Raw genomic sequence first — 3,826 nt, forward strand, 5'->3', positions numbered from 1 at the left:
GTTTCGCACACTTTTTCTTCACCTGCTACTATCATTATTACTTGCATCCGGGTTCGTAATCTTGATTCGGTTGGAATCAGTTGATTTATGATGGATTTCCGGTGCGTCTGTGAAGTAGTCTTTGAAGGTATTTCCCTGTTCTGAATAAAGACTTGTTGATTTCTTGCCGCGTTTCTTAGCTATTAATTTTTCCTTTTGATAACCGTTTGCGTAATTGTATTTACGTGGATCAACAGTTTTAAATCCTTTCGGATGATAGAAACGCAACAAATTCTTTTCGTTTAATGAATCTGATAAGGATAACTCTTTGTCGACACGTTCCTTGTCCTTATCAACCTGCTTTTGCTGCCGCTTAGTCAATTTCAACAATTGCCCGGTTTTATTTGAATAAATATCACCACTGACAGAAGTAAATGCAGGGCTAACCCAATCTTGGTTTCTGAATGCCACAACTTGATCATGGTGCTTGGAGAAAACATCCGTGCCAAATTGGACATAGCGTTTTGTACTAATACCTAGCAAGTGCATTAAAGTTGGTAAAACATCAATTTCACCGGCATACTTATTGGAGACATATCCATGTTTCATCCCGGGAATGTTAATGATCAGTGGCACTCGCTGCAATTGAGCATTATCGTAGTCGTCCCAATCATCAGGGTTCTTTCCCAAAGCCTTTGCCAGGTTTTTATTTTCAGAATCAGAGATGCCGTAATGATCGCCATAAAGCAAGATTAAGGAATGCTTTAGCAATCCTGTCTTTTTGAGATATCTGTAAAATTCGTGAATTGATTGATCAAGATAATGCGCAGTCACAAAGTAATTGTCAACGACATCGTCTCCGGTATTGGTGGTCTTAAACCGCGTATCTTCCTTATCCAAATCATAAGGAAAGTGATTGGTAACAGTAATATATTTTGCATAAAAAGGCTGCTGTAGATTCTGGAGATATTTAACAGAATCTCTAAACAATAATTTATCCTTTAAGCCGTAGCCCATTGAACGGTCACCCGATGTGTCGTAATAGCTGGCATCGAAGAAATATTGATAACCCATTTCTTTATACACATTGTTTCGGTTCCAGAAGCTGGCAACATTTCCGTGAAAGACGGCGCTTGTGTAATCTCGTCGTTGTTTCAAAATTGCCGGTGCAGCTTGGAATGTGTTATCACTGCCGAGCTGAGCAAACAATGATCCCTGAGGCAGACCATAAGTGCTTGTTTCGAGCATATTTTCGGCATCGGAGGTTTTTCCTTGGCCGACTTGGTGGAAGAAGTTTCTAAATGAATAGGATGATTGACTCTTGTAAAGTTTATTTAGGAACGGTGTTACTTCTTGACCATTAATCTTTTTACCAATGAGGAATTGTTGGAAACTTTCCAGATGAAGAATAATCACGTTTTTCCCCTTTGCAATACCGTAGTACTTTTTATTAGGCTTTGCATAGTGAGCACGCGTAAACTTCAAGACGTCTCCCAACTCCGACTTAGTAGCTGTTGCCCGTAAATCATTGGTGTGCTGGGACTTAATGCCGTCATAAACTGTAAAAGCATCCAGTCCAAGGTACTTAACAATATAGGTACGGTCGAACGTTCGGGTTAAAAGTTGGGGACGATCCATTTCTCCAAGTGAGAGATTGACTGCAAAAAATAACAATGAAAATGAAGTGACCGCCAAACCGATGCGACGATTAAGCGGACGATGATCGATTTTGATTTTTTTAGTGACCATTAAAATAATAATCACAACTAGATCAATCCAGTAGATAAAGTCATGGAAATTTGTGAGGGCTAAGGAACTGCCACTTAGTCCCTGATTGACTTTAGAATAGCCGGTCATGGTGCTGACGGTCATAAAGTCGGTGAATTCCCGAAAATAGATAACGTTTAAATACAGTAAAACCGTATTTAGGATTGAAATAATAATGGCAACCGGGTAGAAAATACGACTTTTTTTAAAATAAAGGGCGATTCCCAGTAGCAGTCCAGTAGTTGCCAGTGGATTGATGAGAACAATAAAAAATTGAAAGGGATTGGTGATGCCCAGTCGGAAATCGACAAAGTAGGCAAACATCGTCTTTACCCAAAAACAAATGACAAGTAATAAGAGAAATCCTTTGCGGGTACTGCATTTTGCAAGGATTGAATTAACATATTTCAAGACGCGGCTCCTTCGATAATACATACTTGTTTTATAGTATCAGATAAATGTAAAGAAAAAAGGGTGGGGAGAATAATTTGGCGGAAAGTTAAAGATTTAAGTGTGCGGATCAAAGCGGTTAGCATTCGGAGCATAAGGCGTCGAATTGGGAAATCCCGAACTTGGATTTTTCAATTCGATTCCTTATGCAGAGTGATGCTGCTTAGAGGAGCAGTCTTAAAAAGTGTGCAGAGCTAGCCTGGGACAAACCGGAGTGTGAGCTGGCGAGCAGTGAATTCCCGTTTTTGAGATTTGATGGCTGTTAGCTTACATGCAGGTTTGTAGTTAGCGGAGCAGTCCTAAAAAAGTGTGTGGAGCCAGCCAAGGACAAGCCGGAGTATAAAATAAGCGGTAGGAAATTCCAGTTTCTGGAATCTTGTGGCAATTGTTTTGTATGCAGGCTTATGGCTGAAGGAGCAGTCCTACATCAAGTGCGCTGTATCACCTTCAACAAAATTCTATCCTCGTTCAACTGATAAATTGTTATACTTAGGGTATCAAAGGCAAAGGATGTGTAAGCATGACTAAATTTACTTTGTATATGGTTCGTCATGGGCAAACCTATTTTAATATCTATAATAAACTTCAAGGTTGGAGTAACTCACCATTAACCAAGAAGGGTATTCAAAACGCTGTTGATACGGGTGAGAAGCTGAGGAATGTTAAATTTGTTGCCGCATATTGCAGTGATACGACACGGGCAGAGGAAACAACAAAAGAGATTTTGAAACGTAATGTTGCATCGGATGTTAAGCAACCTACAACCTCACCATTTTTCCGTGAGGAGTTCTATGGCTATTTTGAAGGTAATGATATGGATCAGGCTTGGTATCTGGCAGGTGCGCCACATGGGCTTCCAACATTTAAATCAATTGTTGAAAAATATTCGATTGGAAAAGCCAAAGACTATTTAAAAGAAGCAGATCCGTTCCATCAAGCTGAGAATAATGAAGAATATTGGCAGCGTCTTGACCAGGGATTGGCATTAATTAAGAACAATCCAACGATTAAAGATGGCGACAACGTTTTGTTAATCAGCCATGGAAATACCTTGTTAAGTTTAGTTGAACGATTCGGTGATGGACAATTTGACGTTACGGAACGACCGGCCAATGGTAGTTTAACCAAGCTACAGTTTGACGGGGATGATGTCACTGTTACAGATTATAATGTACAGTCTTAATATGAGCGGAGAAAATGGTAGAAGTAAAGAAAACTAATCAATTTAACCGGGTTTACCAAGATGCCCAAGCAATTCGAAAATCGGTTTTTGTTAAAGAGCAGGGAATTGATGAAACACTCGAATTTGATGGCACAGACGGTGATGCAACTCATTATGTAGCTTACGACCAACATCGGCCGGTGGCAACTGCCAGAGCCACTGTGACCGGTGAGGGTGTGCATATTCAAAGGGTTGCCACATTAAAGATGTATCGTCATAAAGGATTTGCCAAACAGTTATTGGAAGCCATCCTGAATGATCCAAAATATAAAGGTGAGACCAATTTTTATCTTGGTGCACAGGAAACGGCAAAGGGACTGTATGAAACGCTGGGATTCAAGCAATATGGCGACCCATTTATGGAAGTCGGTATTAAGCACGTGAATATGAAAAAGAGTGTGCGAAACT

At 40.1% G+C, this 3,826-nt stretch carries 3 protein-coding genes; 2 read left to right on the plus strand and 1 reads right to left on the minus strand.

The window, feature by feature from the left end:
• Positions 1-18 precede the first annotated feature (18 nt).
• A complete protein-coding gene (locus HMPREF0519_RS03405) occupies positions 19-2,157 on the minus strand; it encodes an LTA synthase family protein (RefSeq protein ID WP_003557551.1) in 2,139 nt (712 codons plus the stop codon).
• A gap of 559 nt (positions 2,158-2,716) precedes the next feature.
• Here HMPREF0519_RS03405 and HMPREF0519_RS03410 point away from each other — a divergent pair.
• Both HMPREF0519_RS03410 and HMPREF0519_RS03415 read left to right on the plus strand, forming a co-directional pair.
• On the plus strand, positions 2,717-3,379 hold the full coding sequence (locus HMPREF0519_RS03410; RefSeq protein WP_003552059.1) for a histidine phosphatase family protein: 663 nt from the start codon (positions 2,717-2,719) through the stop codon (positions 3,377-3,379).
• Between the two features lie 14 nt (positions 3,380-3,393).
• Positions 3,394-3,826: GNAT family N-acetyltransferase (locus HMPREF0519_RS03415; protein WP_003634680.1), on the plus strand; the 433-nt coding region annotated here is incomplete at its 3' end.

It is taken from the genome of Lentilactobacillus hilgardii DSM 20176 = ATCC 8290, assembly GCF_000159315.1.
Taxonomy (GTDB): Bacteria; Bacillota; Bacilli; order Lactobacillales; family Lactobacillaceae; genus Lentilactobacillus; species Lentilactobacillus hilgardii.